The organism is Streptomyces sp. LZ34 (assembly GCF_053890475.1).
In genome coordinates, this window is the sequence record NZ_CM132680.1 from 10,359,025 (window position 1) to 10,379,064 (window position 20,040).

General features: G+C 68.0%; 14 protein-coding genes and 5 pseudogenes. 11 read left to right on the forward strand and 8 right to left on the reverse strand.

Going from position 1 to position 20,040, the window contains the following annotated elements; all coding sequences use genetic code 11:
- Positions 1 to 283 precede the first annotated feature (283 nt).
- Entirely contained in the window at positions 284 to 1,726 is a 1,443-nt protein-coding gene (locus ACWY4P_RS44395) for a 3-hydroxybutyrate oligomer hydrolase family protein (protein ID WP_456206481.1), read from the forward strand.
- On the opposite strand, the gene ACWY4P_RS44400 is transcribed toward ACWY4P_RS44395, so the two are convergent.
- Entirely contained in the window at positions 1,714 to 1,872 is a 159-nt protein-coding gene (locus ACWY4P_RS44400; protein WP_456206482.1) for a hypothetical protein, read from the reverse strand. The two genes, ACWY4P_RS44395 and ACWY4P_RS44400, sit on opposite strands and share 13 nt — an antisense overlap.
- Before the next feature lie 108 nt (positions 1,873 to 1,980).
- Positions 1,981 to 2,295 carry a tyrosine-type recombinase/integrase gene (locus ACWY4P_RS44405; RefSeq protein WP_456213266.1) on the reverse strand — a complete coding sequence of 105 codons (315 nt, stop codon included), beginning with the start codon at positions 2,293 to 2,295 and terminating at the stop codon, positions 1,981 to 1,983.
- A 393-nt stretch (positions 2,296 to 2,688) separates the two neighbouring features.
- Between ACWY4P_RS44405 and ACWY4P_RS44410 the strand changes: the two genes are divergently transcribed.
- On the forward strand, positions 2,689 to 3,801 hold the full coding sequence (locus ACWY4P_RS44410; protein WP_456213267.1) for an integrase core domain-containing protein: 1,113 nt from the start codon (positions 2,689 to 2,691) through the stop codon (positions 3,799 to 3,801).
- A gap of 7 nt (positions 3,802 to 3,808) precedes the next feature.
- Positions 3,809 to 4,120 (forward strand): annotated as a pseudogene (locus ACWY4P_RS44415) (helix-turn-helix domain-containing protein); the annotation flags it as partial.
- Positions 4,121 to 4,206: 86 nt separating this feature from the next.
- Here the strand turns inward: ACWY4P_RS44415 and ACWY4P_RS44420 are convergent.
- Positions 4,207 to 4,884 (reverse strand): GntR family transcriptional regulator, encoded by a 678-nt coding sequence (locus ACWY4P_RS44420; RefSeq protein ID WP_456206484.1) that lies wholly within the window; start codon positions 4,882 to 4,884, stop codon positions 4,207 to 4,209.
- Between the two features lie 132 nt (positions 4,885 to 5,016).
- On the opposite strand from ACWY4P_RS44420, the gene ACWY4P_RS44425 reads away from it, so the two are divergent.
- From ACWY4P_RS44425 to ACWY4P_RS44445, 5 genes are all read left to right on the forward strand, one after another.
- Positions 5,017 to 7,938 (forward strand): AMP-binding protein, encoded by a 2,922-nt coding sequence (locus tag ACWY4P_RS44425; protein ID WP_456206485.1) that lies wholly within the window; start codon positions 5,017 to 5,019, stop codon positions 7,936 to 7,938.
- A gap of 127 nt (positions 7,939 to 8,065) precedes the next feature.
- Positions 8,066 to 8,476 carry a malonate transporter subunit MadL gene (gene madL / locus ACWY4P_RS44430; protein ID WP_456206487.1) on the forward strand — a complete coding sequence of 137 codons (411 nt, stop codon included), beginning with the start codon at positions 8,066 to 8,068 and terminating at the stop codon, positions 8,474 to 8,476.
- Position 8,477: 1 nt separating this feature from the next.
- Entirely contained in the window at positions 8,478 to 9,242 is a 765-nt protein-coding gene (madM, locus tag ACWY4P_RS44435) for a malonate transporter subunit MadM (RefSeq protein ID WP_456206489.1), read from the forward strand.
- Between the two features lie 290 nt (positions 9,243 to 9,532).
- A complete protein-coding gene (locus tag ACWY4P_RS44440; protein WP_456206491.1) occupies positions 9,533 to 10,003 on the forward strand; it encodes a CBS domain-containing protein in 471 nt (156 codons plus the stop codon).
- On the forward strand, positions 10,000 to 11,301 hold the full coding sequence (locus ACWY4P_RS44445; protein WP_456206493.1) for an ArsB/NhaD family transporter: 1,302 nt from the start codon (positions 10,000 to 10,002) through the stop codon (positions 11,299 to 11,301). Before ACWY4P_RS44440 ends, ACWY4P_RS44445 begins: the two co-directional genes overlap by 4 nt.
- A 40-nt stretch (positions 11,302 to 11,341) precedes the next feature.
- Here ACWY4P_RS44445 and ACWY4P_RS44450 read toward each other — a convergent pair whose 3' ends face one another.
- Positions 11,342 to 12,439, reverse strand: coding sequence for an integrase core domain-containing protein (locus ACWY4P_RS44450; RefSeq protein ID WP_456206495.1), 1,098 nt, complete (start codon positions 12,437 to 12,439; stop codon positions 11,342 to 11,344).
- Between the two features lie 222 nt (positions 12,440 to 12,661).
- Here ACWY4P_RS44450 and ACWY4P_RS44455 point away from each other — a divergent pair.
- A pseudogene (locus tag ACWY4P_RS44455) lies at positions 12,662 to 12,866 on the forward strand (SRPBCC family protein); the annotation flags it as partial.
- Positions 12,867 to 12,944: 78 nt separating this feature from the next.
- Here ACWY4P_RS44455 and ACWY4P_RS44460 read toward each other — a convergent pair.
- The gene (locus ACWY4P_RS44460) at positions 12,945 to 15,287 is read right to left on the reverse strand and encodes an MMPL family transporter (protein WP_456206496.1); all 2,343 of its coding nucleotides are present in this window, start codon (positions 15,285 to 15,287) and stop codon (positions 12,945 to 12,947) included.
- 154 nt (positions 15,288 to 15,441) lie between these two features.
- On the opposite strand from ACWY4P_RS44460, the gene ACWY4P_RS44465 reads away from it, so the two are divergent.
- On the forward strand, positions 15,442 to 16,089 hold the full coding sequence (locus ACWY4P_RS44465; protein ID WP_456206497.1) for a TetR/AcrR family transcriptional regulator: 648 nt from the start codon (positions 15,442 to 15,444) through the stop codon (positions 16,087 to 16,089).
- Between the two features lie 168 nt (positions 16,090 to 16,257).
- On the opposite strand, the gene ACWY4P_RS44470 is transcribed toward ACWY4P_RS44465, so the two are convergent.
- Entirely contained in the window at positions 16,258 to 16,728 is a 471-nt protein-coding gene (locus ACWY4P_RS44470; protein ID WP_456206498.1) for a PaaI family thioesterase, read from the reverse strand.
- A 187-nt stretch (positions 16,729 to 16,915) separates the two neighbouring features.
- Here ACWY4P_RS44470 and ACWY4P_RS44475 point away from each other — a divergent pair.
- Positions 16,916 to 17,997: pseudogene (locus ACWY4P_RS44475) on the forward strand (IS110 family RNA-guided transposase); the annotation flags it as partial.
- A gap of 183 nt (positions 17,998 to 18,180) precedes the next feature.
- On the opposite strand, the pseudogene ACWY4P_RS44480 reads toward ACWY4P_RS44475, so the two are convergent.
- Together ACWY4P_RS44480 and ACWY4P_RS44485 are read right to left on the reverse strand one after the other, a co-directional pair.
- A pseudogene (locus ACWY4P_RS44480) lies at positions 18,181 to 19,107 on the reverse strand (integrase core domain-containing protein); the annotation flags it as partial.
- Between the two features lie 261 nt (positions 19,108 to 19,368).
- Positions 19,369 to 19,682, reverse strand: a pseudogene (locus ACWY4P_RS44485) (transposase); the annotation flags it as partial.
- Positions 19,683 to 20,040 lie beyond the last annotated feature (358 nt).

Below are 20,040 nucleotides of genomic sequence, written 5' to 3' on the forward strand. Positions count from 1 at the left end.
GAGGCCGGGTGGGCCGGGGCGTCGGCGCGGGAGTGCATCATCGGGGCGCGCGCCCCCGACTTGGCATGGGCGCGACAACCAGCTTTGGTGGAGGCCCTGTGTGACGGTCGGCTATGGCCGGGCTCGCGAAACCAACGCCCGCCTTCCGCGAGACCCATCACCCGGGCCGGGTGGAGTTCCGAACCATCGCCAAAAGACGGATGGTGGTCGGCAGACCTATGTACCGAGGCAAGTCAGCGTCATAGCCTCCCGCGCATCCTTGCCCATCCTCGGAGGCACACTGATGCGTCTCTCTTCAAGCTCCACATCACGTATCCGGCAACGGAGTGTTCCGAGCGCCCTCGCGCTGGTCGCTCTCCTGCTCACACCCGCGGCGGCCACGGCCGCACCAGGAGACCCGGGCGGTCACTGCGCGCATCTGGCGCGGGTACGCGTACCGGTTGCCGAGCGTCAGCAGTCAGCTTGCCTGGATGAGCTGACCACGGCGGGCACGGTTGCCTCGGGACACACCGACCCGGCCGACTGGGCCGGGCTGACGCCGGAGGGTCTGGCCGTCCCGAGCGGGGTCCCCGGCATCCAGATCGATGGCTACTTCCCCGACACCTCCACCACCAACACCAACCACGGCTGGAGGCACGACGCCCAGTTCGTCATCCGCTTGCCCGACAGCTGGAACGGCGGTCTGGTGGTCGCGGGCACCCCCGGCAACCGTGAGCAGTACGCCAACGACCGGGCCATCGGCGACTGGGTGCTCTCCCGCGGCTACGCCTACGCCGCCACCGACAAGGGCAACACCGGCCCCGCCTTCTACCGGGACGGGAAGGCGCCGGGCGACGCCATCGCCGAATGGAACGACCGCCTCACCCGGCTCACCCGTGCCGCCCGCGCCACGGTCACCCAGCGCTATCGCCGTCCGCCCTCTCGCACCCTGGTGACGGGCATGTCCAACGGCGGGTATCTGGTGCGCTGGCAGTTGGAGAACCACCCCGAACTCTACGACGGGGGAGTCGACTGGGAGGGCACCTTGTGGCGCTCCGACGGACCCACCCTGCTGGGCTTCCTGCCCCAGGCGCTGCGCCACTATCCCGTGTACGCCGCCGGGGGCGGGGGCGCCCGGCAGGCGCGAGAAGCCCTGCACGCCGCAGGGTTTCCGGCCGGGTCGGAGTTCCTCTGGCCGTACCACTACCAGGTCTACTGGGATCTGACCCAGCGCATCTACCGCGAGGAACTCGACCCCGGCTTCGACGGGGCGGCCGAGGCGGGCACCCCGTACTGCCCGACGGGGACGCCGGCCTGCGACACCGACTACGACTACGCGGCGCGTCCGGACGAGGTCAGGCAGGCCGTGGAGAGGATCGCGCTCACCGGGCGGATCGGCAGACCGCTGATCACCCTGCAGGGCACGCTGGACGTTCTGCTGCCGATCAGCCAGGACTCCGACGTCTACGCCCGCATGGTGCGCGAGGCCGGCCGCGGCCAGCTGTACCGCTACTACCGCATCGAGGGCGGCACCCACACCGACTCCCTGGTCGACATGTTCCCGGATCGGCTCCGTCCCCTCACGCCGTGCCACCGTACGGCGTTCACCGCGCTCGAGAGCTGGCTCGCCGCGGGCCATCGACCGCCCACTTCCCGGACTGTCGCCCTGCCCGCCGGGGTGGACGCCGCGACCCTCCTGAACCACTGCTCCCTGGAGGGGCGGGACAGCACTCGTCAACCGGGATGACACTCAATCCGGGCTGCTGCGGACCCCAATCCGGTCTCCAGGAGACGTTGCACCGGATGGCGCGCGGCGAACAGTGCCAGGCCGATACCGATGCCGCACACGGAGGTGAGGGCGAGGTAGGAGGCGTTGTCGATCGCGGTGAACAACTGGACGAGAAGGCCTGCCAGGGAGGAGCCGAGGGTGAGTGTGAGTGAGAGAGTTCATCCGCGGCATCCGAATGCCGGTGGTGACGACCTTGAGTCCGGCATCGGTCATCAGGGCATCGAAGGTGGGTTGGCCGCGATCACACGGGTGCGCACAGCATGGCTGGGCGCGCTGGAGAAGGTGGCTCCGATCCGGTGGACGGCGGTGCGCCCGCGTCCGCGGGCGAGTTCGGCTTCACTCCAGGCGGTGATGTGCCGGGCCCGCAGATCGGTCAGGGGCAGCCGGCCGAAGGACGGGATGAGGTCGGCGTGCACGTGGTCGCGGTAGCGGTAGCGGGCGAACGTGGTGGGCTTGAGCGCCCTCTCCTTGAGACGCAGCCACTCGGCCAGATAGGTGGCCAGGGTGAGATCCTCGCTGCAGTCCAGGCCGGTGCGCCCGGCCTAACAGGTAGCTGATCATGGCGTAGCAAGGGCGACTGCCAGCACCCACACCTTCGTACCCGCGCCCAGTTCCTGTTGTCCCGGAGCCGGGGGAGTCCGAGCCGCAGCAGTGACTGCACGAGCGCATTCGATGCCTGGAGGGTGCCATGCCCGGAGCGTCAGGCTTCGTCGCGCTGTTCGTGTGTCATGGGGACGACGTGGTGGATGGTGTGGATGGCTGTTCCGGTGATCTGGCCGGTTTGGATGACCGGTCCATGCAGTACTCCGCCGTTGATTACATTGCTGACGCCGGGCGACTGCCTGAAGGGTGTCTTTATTGCCGCGTGGTGGTTGACCTGGAGCTTTTCGTTCGCCCAAGTATGGGCACGATCACTGATCGTGGGTCTGCGACTGCTCTACCTGATCTTCTGCCGACTACTGGGCTGCCTCCTCTTGCTGTGCCGATCGACCGCCGCGAGCAATGCCGAGATCCTCGCGCTTCGCCATGAGGTCGCCGTGCTCCGCCGGCAGATCGAGCGCCCGCGACTCTCATGGGCCGATCGTGCCGTGCTCTCCGCTCTCGCACGGCACCTGCCACCCGTCTTACGCCGCCACCGGCTGGTCACCCCGGGCACACTGCTGACCTGGCACCGCCGTCTCGTGCGCTGGAAATGGCGCCAACCCCCGACCGGACCCGGCCGGCCACCGCTGGCGGAAGAGATGGTCGCGCTTATCCAGCGCCTGGCGCGAGAGAACCCGACCTGGGGATACGTCAGGATCCACGGCGAACTCCGACGGCTCGGTCATCGGGTCGCCGCCGCCACGATCCGGCGCGTTCTGCGCCGCTTCGGTCTGCCGCCCGCACCGCAGCGAGCAAGCCAGCAGACCTGGCGTACTTTCCTCCGCTCCCAGGCCCACACGCTGCTCGCCTGCGACTTCATGCACGTGGAGACCGTCTTCCTCAAACGTCTCCACGTCTTCTTCGTCATGGAGATCAAGACCCGGCGCGTCCATGTCCTGGGTGTCACTGCCCGTCCCACGGGCGCATGGGTCACCCAACTCGCCCGCAATCTGCTCATGGATCTCGGCGACAGGGCTACGTGCTTCCGGTTCCTCATCCGCGACCGGGACAGCAAGTTCACCGCCGCATTCGACGCCGTCTTCGCCGGCAACGGCACAGCCGTCATCCCGACCCCACCGCAAAGCCCACGGTCCAACGCGTTCGCCGAACGATGGATACGCACAGCCCGCACCGAATGCACCGACCGCCTCCTCATCACCGGCGAACGCCACCTGCGCACCGTCCTCACCATGTATGCCCAGCACTACAACACCGGACGGCCCCACCGCAGCCTGGGCCTACGTGCCCCGGACGACCACCCGAACGTCATCCCCCTACCTGCTGGCACGGTCAGGCGTCGGCAGGTACTTGGTGGACTGCTCAACGAGTACCACACCACGCCACCCCGACTGCCTGACCGTCCACAAAGAACGCCCAGCTCAGCAGCCTGATCGGAATATTGACACCCTTCAGGACCGGTTGTGGTTCGCGGCGTTGTCCTCGCTGATACCCCAGCGTCGCTGGGCGCAGGTGTTCCCTGTGACACCAGGGACGTTGCCCGGCTGGCATCGACGTCTCGTTGCATGCAGGTGGGACTACAGCGAGTGCCGGAGCAGGCCGGGCCGGCCAGCGACAGCGGAAGCCGTGAAGGAGTTGGTGCTGCGGCTGGCACGGGAGAACCCGCGCTGGGGGTGCTGCAGGATCCAGGGGGAGCTCGCCGGGCTGGGCCATTCGCCGTCACGCTGCGCCCCCGTTTGGAGGCCATGCCTGATGCGGGTGAGTGTTGTGAACACAGATCAGAAAAGCCGCTGGGCAGGAGCGGGCCCCGGCAGAAACGCCGCGACGGCGCACGCGGTTCACCTGGCGCTGGGCGTTGGCTCCGTCACCTGCCTCCAAGTCCGCATCAGCTGGCTGAACTCCTTGACCTGGACGAGCACGTGGTCGCGGGCGGCGTTCTCCGCGGTGTCGGCGTCGCCGTCGGCGATGGCGTCGGCGATCTCGCGGTGCTCGGCCAGCGAGCGCCGCATGCGATCCGGGACGCGCAGCTGGAGCCGCCGGTACGGCTGGAGGGCTCGCTTGAGCGCATGGGCCTGCTGCCGCAGGTACTCGTTGCCGCAGGAGTCGTAGACAATGTCGTGGAACCAGGCGTTGGCGTAGTAGTAGCGGTCGGCGTCGCCGGCCGTGGCGTGCTTCACGCACTCCTGCAGGGCGCGTTCGAGGTCGTCCAGCGACTCCCGCTCGATGCGGCGGGCGGAGAGCCGTGCCGCCATTCCCTCGAGCTCGGCCATGACTTCGAAGCGTTCGGCCAGCTCGGAGATGCTCAACTCGGTGACGTACGTGCCGCGTTTGGGGAGGATCTGCACCAGTCCGGAGCGCTCCAGGGCCTGGAGGGCTTCTCGGATCGGCGTACGGGAGCATCCGTACTCCCGCTCGAGCTGTGCCGGATCCAGGCGTTCACCGGGTCGGTAGCGGCCGTCGACGACGGCGTTTTCGAGCGCGTCCCGCACGCGCTGTGATTCCGGGACTCGAGCCATGGACACCTCCGAGCCCAGATTATCCGACCTGGACAGGGGGTGGTGCATCTCACCTGGGCGCTGTTATATACATCAGACGTGTTTACGCATATGAAATGCGTCTGGAACCGGAGGCGGGACGAAGGAGCGGAGATGGGACGTCATGACGGCTGGCTGCTCACCGAGCTGTTCCAGGCGCTCGGGCGACGGCGTGGCGGCGACCCTGCGGCCGGCGAGCCGCACGACTCCCCGCTGGACCAGCTGCTCGCCGCCTGTGAAGTCCTGATGAGCGACGTGGGCGAAGCCTCGATGCGGGCGGTCGCGGCTCGGGCCCTGACCGCCTACGACGTGCTCGACGACATCGGCAGGTTCGCCTTCTTCACCCACGTCACCGAGACCTACGACGTCGACGCCGAGCAGGTCCGCGCCGCCTTCCACCGGTGGGAGGCGGCCAGGAGCTCCGGATCCGAGGGCGGCGAGGAGCTGGTCCGGCTCTTCGACGTGGTCGAGCCGGCCCGTCAGCAGCTGCTGCGCCGGATGAACCACGCGCCTGGCGCCACACTCGCCCTGGTCAGGATGCGCGCGGACCTGCGTCGGCTGACGCGCCGTCATCCGGGGCTGCGGTCACTCGACCACGACTTCCACCACCTGCTCACCTCCTGGTTCAACCGCGGCTTCCTCCGCATGGAGGAGATCACCTGGGACTCGCCGAAGGAGCTGCACGACCACCTGCTGCATTACGAGAAGGTCCACCCGATGGCGGGCAGGGCCGAACTCCGCCGTCGTCTGCAGCCCGAGGACCGCCGTGTCTACGCCTTCTTCCACCCGGCCACCGGGGACGTACCACTGATCTTCGTGGAGGTCGCCCTGATACGCGGCATGCCGGAGCGCATCGCCCCGCTGCTGGAGAACGGTCCGGCGCTGAGCCCCTCGCAAGCGGACACGGCAGCGCTCTACTCGATCAACAATGCCCTGGACGGCCTGGCCGGAGTCTCCTTCGGCAGCCTCCTCATCAAGCAGGTCATCGAGCAAGTGGGGGAGCAGCTGCCGCACCTGGCTCAGTTCGTCACGCTCTCGCCCATCCCCGGATTCCGGCGCTGGCTGGGCGAGCGGGCCGAGCAGGACGCCGACCTGCGGCTGCTCGTCCGGGAGCTGGACGCCGTGGCGGAACCGGCGAGCCTCAGCGCGGAGGACGCCGAGCGGATCCGTCCCCGGCTCTTTCCCGCCCTGGCCCGGTATATCGCGGTCGAACGGCACGACGACGGGCGCCCCTTCGACCCGGTCGCCCGCTTCCACCTGGGCAACGGGGCCACCGCCTGGCGGCTGAACTGGCCGGCGAACAGCTCACCGGAGGCCTGGCGGCAGTCCTACGGCGCGATGATCAACTACCGCTATGAGCCGGAGAAGCTGGAGCGCCGGCACGAGGACTTCGTCCGCAACCGCACCGTAGCTCTCGGCGGACCGCTGCGCGACGTCCTCCCGGATGCCCTGACGGCTTCCCTCACCCGAGACGCGTCCACCACCTTGGACGATGAGAGAGGAACACCCCCGATGGCGCCCTTCACGACCATCTACCGGTCCTTCGCCGAGCAGGCGGAGCGTCGGCCGGACAAGGCGCTCTTCGAGCTGCCCGACGGGCAGAGGATCACCTACCGCGAGACCGCCAAGACCGCGCGGCGGATCGCCGCCCGTCTCGTCGCCGACGGCGTCACCCCCGGTGACCGGGTCGCCATGCAGGTGGAGAAATCCCCGGAGGCCATCGCACTGTACCTGGCGACCCTGCGGATCGGCGGCGTCTTCCTGCCGCTCAACACCGCCTACACCGGTGCGGAGATGGACTACTTCATCGGCGACGCCCGGCCCCGCGTCCTCGTCTGCTCCCCCGACCGCCTGGCCGGCCACTCGCACCGCGCGGAGCAGGGGCTCGTCGTCGAGACCCTCGGCACCGCCGGCGACGGCACCCTCCTCGAGGGCGGTGGCCGTCATGAGGAGGTCTTCGACGCATCGGCCGACGACCCGGCGGCGATCCTCTACACGTCCGGCACCACCGGGCGCTCCAAGGGCGCGGTGCTCTCCCACGGCAACCTCGCCTCCAACTGCCGGGCGCTGCTGGAAGCCTGGCAGTACACCGCCGAGGACCGGCTGATCCACGCCCTGCCGATCTTCCACATCCACGGGCTCTTCGTCGCCGCGAACATGACCCTGACGGCGGGCGCTTCCATGTACTACCTGCCGAAGTTCGACGCCGAGACGATCGTCGACCTGCTACCCGGGGCCACGGTGCTCATGGGCGTCCCCACCTTCTACACCCGGCTGCTGAAGAACGACCGGCTCACCCCCGAGGCCTGCGCCTCGATGCGGCTGTTCGTCTCCGGCTCGGCTCCGCTGCTCGCGAGCGATCACCAGGCATTCGAGGCCCGCACCGGCCACGCCATCCTGGAGCGCTACGGGATGACCGAGACCGGCATGAACACCACCAACCCCTACACCGGCGGACCGCGCAAGCCCGGCACTGTCGGCATGCCGCTCCCCGGCACCGAGATCCGGGTGGCGGACGGCACGACCGGACGGCCGCTGCCCGACGGCGAGGTCGGCAGCATCGAGGTCCGCGGCCCGAACGTCTTCACTGGCTACTGGCAGTTGCCCGAGAAGACCGCCGCGGAGTTCCGCGAGGACGGCTTCTTCATCACCGGCGACCTGGGCCGCATCGACGAGGACGGCTATCTGTGCATCGTCGGCCGGGGCAAGGACCTCGTGATCTCCGGGGGCTACAACATCTACCCCAAGGAGATCGAGGAACTGCTCGACGCCCACCCCACGGTGCTGGAATCCGCCGTGATCGGCGTTCCCCACCCGGACTTCGGCGAGACGGCGGTAGCCGTCGTGGTACCGGTCCCGGACCAGAAACCCCAAGAGGCGGCGCTGCTGGACTTCGTCGCCGAGGACCTCGCCCGGTTCAAGCACCCACGCGCCGTGCGCGTCGTCGATGCCCTGCCTCGCAATGTGATGGGGAAGGTGCAGAAGGCCGAACTGCGCAAGCGTTACGCCGACCTGTTCGCCGGTGCGGACGCCTGACCCACCCGTCGTCCGCGGACAACAGCGGCGGTCGGCCCCTCTCTATCCCACCCTGCAAGTCCCCTGTTTCCCCCAATATCCCCCCATCCCCCCTATTCCCCCAGTGTCTCTCAGTGTGGAGAAGACGATGGTTATCTATGGAGTCGCAGCGCTGGCGGTGTGCGTGCTCGCGGGCGCACTCGTCGGTGAACTGCTCGGCGTCGCGGTCGGCGTCGATGCCAATGTCGGCGGAGTCGGCTTCGCCATGATCATGCTGGTGCTGGTCACCCACCAGCTCCGCCGGAAGGGCAAGTTTCCCGAGGCCTCCGAGCAGGGCGTGCTCTTCTGGAGCGCGATGTACATACCGATCGTCATCGCCATGGCCTCCGCGCAGAACGTGGTCAAGGCGGTCACCGGCGGTCCGATGGCGATCCTGGCGGGCCTCGGTGCCGTCGCCGCGGGGTTCGCCCTGGTACCCGCGCTGGCGCGGATCGGCGAACCGGGCGAACCACTGGAGACGCTGCAGACGCTGAGCGCGGACGAGAAGCAGGAGGCCTGAGATGGACCGGTTCACATCCGTCCTCGAAGACAACGGCCTGCTCGTGGCCTTCGGGCTGGTCGGCGCGCTGATGCTGGTCGGCGGGTGGTTGTCCAGGACGCTGACCCGCGGCCGGATGCAGGGCTCCGCCATTGCCATCCTCCTCGGCCTGGTCCTGGCCTACTGGGGCGGCACGGTGACCGACGGCGAGCACGGGCTCGCCGACTTCTCAGCGCTCTCCGGGCTGAGCCTGATGGGCGGCGCGATGCTTCGGGACTTCGCGATCGTCTCCACCGCCTATGGCGTCGACCTGAAGGTGATCAAGCGTGCCGGGCTGTCCGGCGGTCTGTCGATCCTGCTGGGCGTGCTCCTCTCGTTCGTGGTCGGGGCTGTGATCGCCGCTTTCTTCGGCTACACGGATGCCAAATCGCTGGCGACCATCGGCGCCGGTGCGGCCACGTACATCGTCGGGCCGGTGACCGGCACGGCGGTGGGCGCGAGTTCCGACGTGATCGCGTTGTCGGTGGCGGCCGGTCTGGTCAAGTCCGTGGTGGTGATGGTGGGGACACCACTCATCGCCCCACTGATCGGACTGAACAACCCGAAGTCCGCCATGGCCTTCGGCGGCCTGCTGGGTACGACCTCCGGCGTGGCAGGCGGCCTCGCGGCCACCGACAAGCGCCTGGTCCCCTACGGGGCCATGACGGCCACTTTCTACACGGGCGTCGGCTGCCTGCTCGGCCCGTCGCTGCTGTACATGGTGTTGCGGGCGATCGTCGGTGGGTGAGGGCGATCGCCGGTGGGGTGAGCGGGGCACCATCGGTGGTGCCCTCCTGACTCCTCAACCTGTGCGATCTCGCTGATCGGCACTCGCTTCGGCCGGGGGAGAGAGAAGCCGGCGGCGGCCTTCTGCGCATCGCGTTCTGCATCGCCGCCCACAGCAGCACGGATGTGCCGGTCGCCCGTCTCTTCGACATCGAGGATCTCGTCGGGATACCGGACGACGATGCGGGTGAGGACAAGGCGAAGCGGTTGCCGGGGCCGCGCCGGCGACGACCCGGATGGAGGAGAGCACGGATGCGCGCACGTGATCTGGCGGTGGAGTACCCGTCGGTGAGGCTGGACAGCGAGGCGCTGGACGCGGCCCGGTTGCTGGCCGAGCAGCGGCTGCCCGGGGTGCTGGTGATGGACGACGACGGGGAGCCGCACGCTCTGCTGCCGGCGTCCGCGCTGGTCAAGCTGCTGGTGCCCGGCTATGTGATCGAGGATCCGACGCTCGCGGCGGTGGTGGACGAGCCCCACGCGGACCGGCTGTGCCAGGCGCTCGCGGGACGACGGGTGGCCGACTGCCTGCCCAGGGAGCGCCAGAAGCCGCCCATCGCGGATCCGGATGACACGGCGCTTGAGGTAGCCGCGCTCATGGCGCGCGAACGCAGTCCGCTGATCGCGGTGGTGGAGCGGGAACCGGGCCGGGAGGGCGGTGGCTCCTGGCTGCTCGGTGTGATCACCGCTGCGCATCTGCTGGAACGACTTCTTGGGGTGACATGAGCGACTGGCACGGCTGGGCGGCGATCGCTGTCTTCGCGACCGCGTACGCGGCGATCATCAGCGAGCGTGTGCACCGTACGGCCGCTGCCCTGGCCGGGGCGGGGGCCATGCTCGCGATCGGCGCCACCGACGACAAGGCGGCGTTCTTCGACGAGCACTCCGGGATCGACTGGAACGTCATCTTCCTGCTGCTGGGGATGATGGCGATCGTCGGTGTGCTGCGGCAGACGGGCCTGTTCGAGTATCTGGCGATCTGGTCGGTCAAACGAGCCCGCGGCAGGCCCTTCCGGGTGATGGCGATGCTGACGTTGATCACCGCGTCGGTGTCCGCGCTGCTGGACAACGTCACTACGGTGCTGCTGATCGCGCCGGTCACCCTGCTGGTGTGCGAGCGCCTGGCCCTGCCCGCCGCACCCTTTCTGATCGTCGAGGTGATGGCCTCCAACATCGGCGGTACCGCCACTCTCGTCGGTGACCCGCCGAACATCATCATCGCCAGCCGGGGCGGGCTGACCTTCAACGACTTCCTGGTCCATCTGGCGCCGATCGCCGCGATCCTCACCGTTGTTCTGGCGGTGATGTGCCGGGTGATGTTCCGCAAGGTGTTCGTGTACGACGAGAAGCGCGCTGCCGAAGTGATGGCGCTGGAGGAGCGCGAGGCGATCCGCGACCACCGGCTGCTCTACCAGGGCCTGGGTGTGCTCACCCTGGTTATCGTCGGGTTTGTGGCACACTCGGTGCTGCACTACGCGCCGAGTGTGGTCGCCCTGCTCGGCGCCGGACTGCTGATCGCCGTTTCGAAGGTGGGGACGGGTGAGGCGCTGAAGGAAGTCGAGTGGCCGACGCTCGCCTTCTTCGCCGGGCTGTTCATCATGGTGGGTTCGCTGATCGAGACGGGTGTCATCGGGGAGATCTCCCGTGCTCTGGCGGATACGACCGGTGGCAGTGAACTCGGCGCGGCGGTGCTGTTGGTGTTCGGTTCCGCGGTGTTGTCGGGGATCGTCGACAACATTCCGTATGTCGCCACCATGGCTCCCATCACGGCCGACTTGGCGCACGGCTTCGGCGGGGGTGACGGTGTCCATGTGCTGTGGTGGGCGCTGGCGCTCGGGGCCGACCTCGGTGGCAATGCCACCGCCATCGGCGCCTCCGCCAACGTCGTGGTCCTGGGGATCGCCGAACGCAACCGCCAGCCCATCTCGTTCTGGCAGTTCACCAAGTACGGCCTGGTCGTGACCGCCGTGACGGTCACCATCGCCGCCGGATACCTATGGCTGCGGTACTTCGCCCTGAACTGACAGCGAACCCTGCCCTTGCCGGAAATCTCATCCGTGCAGGTCACGCTGCACGTCGGTATTCGTGGAGGATGCCGCCGAGGCGATCGTGTCGGCGTATGTTGAGGCGGGCTAACGTGTCGGGATCGTCGATGGGTGGGGGCAATGGGTGTAGTGGTCTGGCGTTCGCGATGCCTTGGTGTGGTCGGTGTCCGTTGTAGAACTGCTCGAACTCGCGTAGGGCGTGGAGGAGGTTTCGCTGGTTCCAGATCAACGTCCGGTCCAGGAGCTCGCGGCGACAGGTCTGTATACACCTTTCCGTGATCGAGTTCATTCTTGGGATCTGGATGCCGCTGAGGACGACGTCGATTCCTGCGTCCTTGAGGACGGCATCGAAGAGGGCGGGGAACTTCCCGTCCCGGTCCCGGATCATGAACCGTGCCCGGCAGCCGAGGTCTTCGAGGTCCATGACCAGGTTCCTCGCCGCTTGCGCTACCCAGGAGGCGATCGGATGCGCGGTGGCGCCCAGGATCCGGATCCGGCGACTGCCGTGTTCGATCACCACGAGCACGTACATCCGAGCCCCCGACAGCGTGACTGTTTCCATGAAGTCGCAGGCCAGCAGGGCATCAGCCTGGGAGCGCAGAAAACTGGCCCAGGTACTGGAGTTCCGCTCGGGCGCAGGATCGATGCCGGCCTCCTTCAGGATTTCCCAGACGGTGGACGCGCCCACCTTCACCCCCAGTACAAGCAGCTCGCCGTGCAGGCGCCGGTACCCCCAGCTCGGGTTCTCCTTCGCCAGGCGCAGCACCAGGACGCGGATCGAGCGCACCGTGCGCGGCCGTCCCGGGCGCTTGGGCCGGCAGGAGGCGGCATGGCGGCGTGCGACGAGGTTGCGGTGCCAACGCAGTACCGTGTCGGGGCGTACGAGCAGCCGTGACCTTCGCAGGACGTGCAGCGGCAGCCGGTGCAGCAGCGCCGCCAGGAACGCCCGGTCGCTCGAGGTGAACCGGATCTTCTCCTTGCCGAGTTGGCGTTCCAGGACGGTGATCTGGTGGCGCAGGGCGAGGATCTCCGCGTCCTTGTCTCGGTCGGTCATCGGCAGCAGGCGAAGCATCGCGAACGCGTTCGACACGCCCAAGTAAGCCAGTCGCAGCAGCACGATCGATCATCATGACGTGTTGACGGCAGCTGCGCGAGAGCGCCGGCTCAGACGACCGCGGCCAGATTTCGGGAAACCCGATGCACCGGCCCCTACCAGGGCGGATGAGGTTTCTGGCAAGGGCAGGGGCCTCTGCCGTCACGGTTGACCGGCAGGCCCCGCTGCAGCGCTCAGGCTGCGTGACCAGCACGGACGAGGTTTCTGGCACGTACAGAGCTGGCGAGGACGCTCGCCTGGGCGGTCGAGGACCCCGAACACCCCACGGCCGTCTGGCGGTTCACCCTTGAGCCGCAGGACGGCGGCACCCTGTTGCGGCAGTGGATGCAGATGGGCCGGCCCCCCCTCGGGCCTCTCTTTCGCCATCGACCGCATGCCGGAGAAGGAGCAGGAGATCGTCTTCGTGCGGATGCGGGAGACCGTGCGAAACGACACGGACGACACGGGCACCGCGGCCGACGACCGCGGGTTCGGCATTGCCGGCAGGCACATGTTCGCCGACGGAGCGTCAGGTCTTCTGCGCTGTGGCGTGCTGCCGGGGAGCGGCAGGATGGGCAAGCGGGATCCTCTGCGCGAGTTTGTCGCCTTCGACGTCCAGATCGGGCAGGAGGCGGTCCAGCCACACGGGAATCCACCAGGCCTTCTCCCGGGCGAGTGCCATAGTGGCCGGGATGAACGTCATGCGGATGACGAACGCGTCGATGAGGATGCCCGCCGCCAGCGCGAATCCCGCCTGTTTGATCATGGGCTGGGCATTGAAGATGAATCCGGCGAAGACCGAGACCATGATCGTGGCCGCGGCGATCACGACGGCGCTCGCCCGGGCGAAGCCGGAGACGGTCGCGTCGAGCGGGTCGGCTCCGTGCATGCGGGCCTCGCGCATCGAGGTGACCAGGAACACCTGGTAGTCCATGGCCAGTCCATAGAGCACGCCGGTGACGATGATGGGCAGCAGGCTCACCACGGGTGCGCTCGCCTCGAGTCCGAACAGCGCCTGCAACCAGCCCCATTGGAAGACGGCCGTGGTGATGCCGAAGGTGGCGGCGATGCTGAGCAGGAATCCGAGAGTGGCCATCACCGGGACGACGACGGAGCGGAAGACCAGGAGCAGGACGATCAGCGAAAGTCCGAGAACGGTGGCCACGTAGAGGGGCAGGACGTCCCCGAGGCGGTCGGACACGTCGATCGCGAGGGCGGTGAAGCCGGTGATGCCGATGGTGACGCCATGGGTTTCGCGGATCTCCCGGCTCTTGTCCCGCACGGAGGTGACGAGGTCCTTGGTGCCGTCGTCGTTCGGTCCGTCGCCGGGAATGAGGCTGAGGACGGCCACGGTGCCGTCGGTGTTCATACCTGCCAGAGAGATCGAAGTGGCGCCCTCCGTGTCCTTCAGTTCGGATACGACCGCGGCGAGGGCCGGGGGAGTGAGCGGACGCCCGCTGTCGGAGGAGCGGGCGACGAGCATGAGGGGGCCGTTGTAGCCGGGGCCGAAGGTGTCGCTGACCTCCTCGTAGCTCTGGCGCTGTGCGGTGTCAGGGTTGTAGCTGGCGCCGGACGGCAGGCCCATCCTCATGTCGAGGGCGGGGAGCGCCAGAACCAGGGGGATCAGGAACGCCGCTGTGAGAGCGGGGTACTTGTGGCGGACCAGGCGTGATCCCCAGCGGGTGGCCCGTGTCTGTGCGGCGGCGGAGGCCTGCTGCTGCGCCGCGCGTCGGGTCCTGGCCGAGCAGACGCGCTCCTTGACCAGGCCGAGGAGGGCCGGCAGCAGAGTCAGGGCGAGCAGGACGGTGATGGCGATCGTGGCCGCGGCGGCGAGGGCCATGGTGCTGAGCAGCGTGATACCGACCACCAACAGTCCTGCCAGGGCGATGATGACGGTGCTGCCGGCGAAGAAGACCGCGCTGCCGGCGGTGCCGATGGCGCGGCCGGTCGCCTCGTGCGCGTCCAGGCCGGTGTCCAGGATGAGCCGCCGTTGCCGGTTGACGATGAACAGGGCGTAGTCGATGCCGACGGCGAGCCCCAGCATCAGGGCCAGTACGGCGGTGAGCGAATGGATCTCGAAGACGGTGGAGAGAGTGAAGGCGCCGCCCACGCCCACCGTGACACCGACCAGAGCGATGACCAGGGGCAGGCCCGCCGCCGCGACCGATCCCAGGGTGACCAGCAGGACGATGGCCGCCACCACGACGCCGACGATCTCACCGACCCCCACGATCTCGGGTATCTCCATCATCGCCGCCGACGGCAGGACGTCGAGGTGGCCGCGATCAGCCTGCTGCTCGGCGGCCTCGACGGTGCTGTCGATCGTGCCGGAGGGCAGCTCATAAGTCTGCTCGTCGAACTGGAACTGCATCAGGGCGGTGGAGCCGTCGGCCGAGACGACGACCCCGGGCACCGGTCGGCCGTCCTGCATAAGCGGGACCGGCACCTTGCCCCCCGTCGGCTGCCCGGCGGCTTCGGCCACCGCCGCCTGGGCCCGCATCAGCGGACTCTTGTCCCCCTTGGACAGCTCGCCGGCGAGGACCTTGCGCGCGTCGATGACGTGGTCGTGGCGGTACACCGCGTCCACCGCAGCGATGAGGGCGGCGCGGCTGTCCTCGCCGTCGACCCGGGCTCCGTCCTGCGCGCGGAACACCAGCATGCCCTGCCCGCCGGACGCCTCGGGAAGGGACTTCGCCAGATCGTCGATGACCTCCTGGGCGGGGGTGCCGTCGATGCGTACCTCATTGCTCAGCTTGACGGGGTTGACCGCGAGCAGCACCACCACGGCGGACACCACCGCCAGCCAGCCGGCGATCACATACCAGGGCCTGGCGTAGGCGAAATGCCCCAACCGGTACAGCAGTACAGACACACCCTTCTCCCTTCTCCGGCGCACCCTGCTGGGCACGCACACCCGAACGAAGTGAGAGAGTACTACCAAACCGATAGGAGACTATCAAAGCGGTAGGGTGCTATCAACGCGCAGGCGATTGAGTAGTCTGCGGTGCAGAACGGAAGGGTCAGAGATGCCGAACGCCGCACCGCGCACACACCGGCTCCGCAGGGTTGACGCCCGCTCCAGCGTGGAGCGCATCATTGCGGCCGGACGCAATGTCCTCGGCGCGGGTGAGGGCTCTTTGGAGCAGATCGCCGCCGAGGCGGGCGTGGGCATCGCCACTCTCTACCGGCACTTCCCCAACCGGGAGGCCATCGTCCGGGCCGTCCTCGACGACATCCTCGAAACCGACCTCCTCCCACTGATCGACGACGCCACGGCCTCCCGCCACCCGCGTCAGACCCTCCTGGACATCGCCACCCGGCTACTCGACCTGATCACCGAGGAGCGGGGACTGGTCACCTTCGCCGCCAACTTCGCCGATGTCGCCGTGGAGGCCCTCCAGCGCCTCAGCGAGTCCCTCCGCCCCCTCCTCGAACACGCACAGGAGCAGGGCGAGATCCGGACCGACCTCACGGCGGACGACATTCCGCACTTCCTCGTCATGGGTATCGCCGGCCTCGCGCTCCCCGGCACCGCACCGTCCATGCGCGCACGCTTCATGGCCCTGCTCTTCGACTCGCTCGACCCCGCCAGCGCGTCCCCTCTCCCACCGGCACGCACGGAAACGGAAGACGACGACCTCCGCGCCGCGATCAGCAGCGTCGTCCGGGACTGACTCCCGGAGCCGAGGCTGCCCTCCAAGGGCGCCTGATCGTCGCGAGGCCGAGAAGCCGCTCTACGACGGAGTCCGGACTCCCGGGTGTGAGGAGAGGACGTGTCCGGGTTCGGGGCCGCACACCCTCGTTGCCGGGAAGCTGCATGACGGTGGGCGGAGAGAATGTCCTCAGGAAGCGGTGTCGTTGAGGAAGCGGGACGAACCGTCGATCGGCATGGTGCCGTGGCACTTTGCGGCCACGTTGCCGTTCCTGTCCCGGACGGTGACAGTCAGGAAGCCCATCGTCCTGCCACACCGGTCCACGACGGCTTCGAAGGTGAGGGGTGGGAACGCCGGTCGCAGGAAGTCCGTACTGAGGGTCGCAGTGGCCGGCATCGTTCCGGGCTCCAGCTCGGAAATCAGGGCGATGGCCATGGTGTGATCGGCACAGGCCATGACAAGGCCGCCGTGGACGGCTCCGTTGGGATTGAGCGGCCAGGGGCCGCGGTCGAGCACGATCTCGGCCCGTCCGGCCTCGATGAGCGCACAATGAAGTCCCATCACCTGCGAGACAGGCTGCTCGTTGGCCCAGTCGATCCATTTCCGCCAGTCGCCGCCATGGGGCGGCGGTGCGGCCTGTGGGCCTAGTGCCTGCTCCATGGTGTCAGCCCACCGTGTGGGGCTCGGTTATTCATCGCGGCTGGTCAAACACCCCGCCCCGGCCCGCAGAGTGCTGCGACCATATTTAGATGATCGTGTCGCTTCTGTACCAGGTGGCTCAACGTCTTCTCTCCGTCCCGGCGGTGCTTCTACGGCGGGACACCTCGAAGGAGGCCGAACGGCCAGGGAACTCCTCCAGCTGGTGGGTGACGTTCTCGACCTGGCCGATGGCGAGGTGACCTGGGCAATGGACATGACCGGTGGCGAACCCGGCCTGCTGATCGCACTGCTGGTCAACCATGGTCAAAAACTCCTCTACGTCCCCGGGCGTGTGGTCAACCGGGCCAGCGACGCCTACCGGGGCGAGGGAAAGACTGATGCCCGTGATGCTCTGGTCATCGCGGATCAGGCCCGCATGCGCCGCGACCTCCAGCCGGTCCGTTCTGGTGACGACGCCGCCGTCGAGCTCAGGCTCCTAACTGATCGCCGCACCGAGCTGGTCGCGGACCGCACCCGCACCGTCAACAGGCTGCGCTCCCTACTGACCAGCATGTTCCCCGCCCTGGAGCGGACGCTGGACGTGACCAACGCCGGCCCCTGATCCTGCTGTGCCGCTACCAGACGCCGGCCGTGATCCGCCGCACAGGCGTCAGCCGGCTGACGTCCTGGCTGCGCAATCGCAAGGTCCGTGGCGCCCAGGACCTGGCCCAGGCGGCTGTCGAGGCCGCTGGACGTCAGCACACCGCCGTGGCCGGCGAGAAGGCCATCGCGGCGATGGTTCACACCCTGTCGAAGGAGGTCATGGTCCTCAACGAGAAGATCACCGAGGTCGACAAGCTGATCGAGGGCCGGTTTCGCCAGCACGAGCTCGCCGAAGTGATCATCAGCATGCCGGGTATCGGGACCCTGCTCGGTGCCGAGTTCCTCGTTGCGACTGGCGGCGATCTGGCCGCCTTCCCGACGCCGGACCGTCTCGCCGCCTTCGGCGGGATGGCTCCCGCGCCTCGCGACTCCGGCAAGACCAGCGGCAACCTCCACCGGCCCCAGCGCTACCACCGGCGCCTGCAGCGTGTCTTCTACGCTTCCGCGCTCTTCAGCATCCAGCACGACCCCAACTCGCGCGCGTTCTACGACAGGAAACGTGCCGAAGGAAAACGACACGTCCAGGCCGTGATCGCGCTCGCCCGCCGACGCGTCAACGTTCTGTGGGCCCTCATACGTGACCGACGGTGCTACCACGTCACACCACCCGTCATGAACACCGGTTGACATCGACATTGGGAAGCACGTCATGCCGCATATCTGTACTCGTTGATGAGGCCGCCGAGGAGCCGGGTGCGCGACTCTGTGGGTGTTGAGGTCATGCGCTGCGGCGGGTTGTTCGTGAGCGTCGGGTGGTAGCTGGTTGCGGGCCTGGTGGGGTCGGTGCTGGTTGTAGTGCCGCTCGTAGGCCGCGAGGACGTGGCGGGCGTGGGCCCCGTTGATGATCAGGACGTGGTCGAGGGCTTCGCGTCGGATGCTGCCGATGATGCGTTCGCAGTGCGCGTTCATGCGGGGAGCTTGTGGCGTACTTTTGAGGATCTCCATGTCCTCGGCCTGGAAGGCGGCGTCGAATGCCTCGCCGTACTTGCCATCGCGGTCGCGCAGTAAGAAGCGCAGGGACTTTATGCGTGTGCCCAGGTCGGAGGTGAGATTCCTTGCTTGCTGCACCGCCCAGTCCTGTGTCGGGCGGGCGGTGACCCCGGTGATGTGCAGTCGCCGGGTGCCGTGCTCGAGGAACACCAGCGCGTACAGCCGCTTGCCGAGGGCGGTGTCGATGTGGAAGAAGTCTGCCGCGATGATGCCCTCGGCTTGCGCGGTCAGGAACTCGCGCCAGGTGGGGCCTGCGCGGCGCGGTGCCGGATCGACGCCCGCGGCATGCAGGATCTCCCAGACCGTCGATGCAGCCACCCGATGCCCGAGTCGAATCAGCTCCCCCTGGACCCGCCGGTGCCCCCACCTCGGATTCTCCCGGGCCAGCCGTAGGACGAGCTTCTTGATCGCTGCCGGGGTGGGTGGGCGTCCGGTGCGCCGGCGCGCGGTGTAGTCCCACTTCGCGGCGATGAACCTGCGATGCCAGGCCAGCAGGGTGCCGGGGGCGACAGGGAAGACCTCGCGCCAGTGGCGCCGGGGTATCAGCCCGGACAGGGCGGCGAACCAGAACCGGTCGGTGGACTCGTAGCGCACCGGTCCGGTCAACTGGCGGCGCAGGACCGCGTTCTCGTGCCGCAGCACCAGCAGTTCCGCGTCCTTCGCTGTCCCGCGACGTAGGAGCACCGATGGAACAGTCAGCAGCTTTCGGGTCACCTTGTACAGCAAGGGCACGATCACGGAGGACATGATCCCAGCGGACTGGCCGTACCACTCCCACCTGCGACGATGACTTTTCGAGCGGCACAAGTTGGACGTGTAGACCTCCTGGATCCGCTCTTTGAGTTCCTCATCGCGCACGGAACGGGCGGAGGGAGTTTCGAGGCGTTTCTTGTGGGCGTAGTACGTGGAAGGGGCGATCTTGCAGCCGTGCTGGGTGAGGGTTCTGCAGATCGGCTCGACGCCGCCGAAGCGGTCCCGGTGCTCGTCGATGAACGCTACGAGCGCGTGTGTGGCCGGTCGAGCTCGGCCGCGAAGAAACTTGCGGCGGCCTTCAGGATCTCGTTGGCCCGCTTGAGTTCGGCGTTCTCCTTCTTCAACGCCTTGAGCTGGGCGGAGTCCTCCGTCGTCGTCCCCGGACGCCGGCCCGCGTCGATCTCGTGCTGCTTCACCCAGTTCCGCAGCGTCTCGCGGGAGCCGATGTCGAGATTCCCTGCCACCGCCTGCAAGGCGGCCGTCTCGTTCGGGTAGTCGTCGCTCACCTCGGCGACCATGCGCACCGCACGGCGACGGAGCTCAAGCGGGTAACGGGAAGGCCGTGCCATGACTCGATCCTTTCATGAAATCGAGTCTCCATTCGATCCGGGGCGGTTCAGGTGGTGGTGCTGGACTCGTCACCATTGCCGTGGAGTGGCGCGGGCACGTGCAGGCGCTGGGCGAGATGAACCGTGAGCAGTGGCCGACGTATCAGCGGGGGTTGGGCGACCCGCCGATGGGTGTGGATCAGGATGGGGCGCCGGTCGGTGACCACCAGCGCTCTACCTGCACGCCTTGCAGTAACTGGAGATGCGCGCCTGGCTGGAGCTGGTGTCCGAGGACGTGTGGGAGCCAGCCGGGTACAGCGCGGACGGCTGGGCCCACAAGAAGTCGGCCCTTGTCGCCCGTTCCGAGGGCGGAGTCGCT

Excerpts from the sequence above, each read along its gene's own strand:
- ACWY4P_RS44395 (WP_456206481.1), top strand. The coding sequence starts at position 284 with ATGCGTCTCTCTTCAAGCTCCACATCACGTATCCGGCAACGGAGTGTT.
- ACWY4P_RS44420 (WP_456206484.1), bottom strand. The coding sequence starts at position 4,884 with ATGGCTCGAGTCCCGGAATCACAGCGCGTGCGGGACGCGCTCGAAAAC.
- ACWY4P_RS44425 (WP_456206485.1), top strand. The coding sequence starts at position 5,017 with ATGGGACGTCATGACGGCTGGCTGCTCACCGAGCTGTTCCAGGCGCTC.
- madL (WP_456206487.1), top strand. The coding sequence starts at position 8,066 with ATGGTTATCTATGGAGTCGCAGCGCTGGCGGTGTGCGTGCTCGCGGGC.
- madM (WP_456206489.1), top strand. The coding sequence starts at position 8,478 with ATGGACCGGTTCACATCCGTCCTCGAAGACAACGGCCTGCTCGTGGCC.
- ACWY4P_RS44440 (WP_456206491.1), top strand. The coding sequence starts at position 9,533 with ATGCGCGCACGTGATCTGGCGGTGGAGTACCCGTCGGTGAGGCTGGAC.
- ACWY4P_RS44445 (WP_456206493.1), top strand. The coding sequence starts at position 10,000 with ATGAGCGACTGGCACGGCTGGGCGGCGATCGCTGTCTTCGCGACCGCG.
- ACWY4P_RS44465 (WP_456206497.1), top strand. The coding sequence starts at position 15,442 with ATGCCGAACGCCGCACCGCGCACACACCGGCTCCGCAGGGTTGACGCC.
- ACWY4P_RS44470 (WP_456206498.1), bottom strand. The coding sequence starts at position 16,728 with ATGGAGCAGGCACTAGGCCCACAGGCCGCACCGCCGCCCCATGGCGGC.